The organism is Roseateles chitinivorans, from assembly GCF_002761755.1.
Lineage (GTDB): Bacteria > Pseudomonadota > Gammaproteobacteria > Burkholderiales > Burkholderiaceae_C > Roseateles > Roseateles chitinivorans.
Genome location: NZ_PEOG01000173.1, coordinates 1 through 379 on the forward strand (window position 1 = coordinate 1; position 379 = coordinate 379).

Annotated in this window: 1 protein-coding gene; it reads right to left on the reverse strand. The window is 76.8% G+C overall.

Features of this window, described 5'->3' with window-relative positions; all coding sequences use genetic code 11:
• Positions 1-254: FAD-dependent oxidoreductase (locus tag CS062_RS25235; RefSeq protein WP_143742534.1), on the reverse strand; the 254-nt coding region annotated here is incomplete at its 3' end.
• Positions 255-379 lie beyond the last annotated feature (125 nt).

Here is a 379-nt window from a genome sequence, read left to right on the forward strand (position 1 = left end):
AGGGCCGCGACGATGCGCGGCCACAGCGCGAGCGAGCGCCAGCCGAGGGCGGCGATCTCGGCGCCACCCTGCTCCTGCTCGGCCAACGGGCTCAACATGCCCGCGGCGCTGAAGGCCGCGGCGCCGTGCGCGTCGAAGGTCGGATCGGGCACGGGCGAGGCGTCGAAGACCTCGACCTGGTGCCCGGCGCGCGCGAGCGCCCAGGCGAGCAGCCGCCCGGCCAGCCCCGCGCCGGCGATGGCAATCGCGGCCATCGCGTTCAGGCCTGGCGGATCGGGATGTAGAGCTCGGCCCCGTCGGCGCGGAACTCGGCGCCCTTCTCGCGCAGTCCCGCCTCGGCCAGCGCCTGCGCGTCCGCGGTGACCGGACGAGCGTCGAG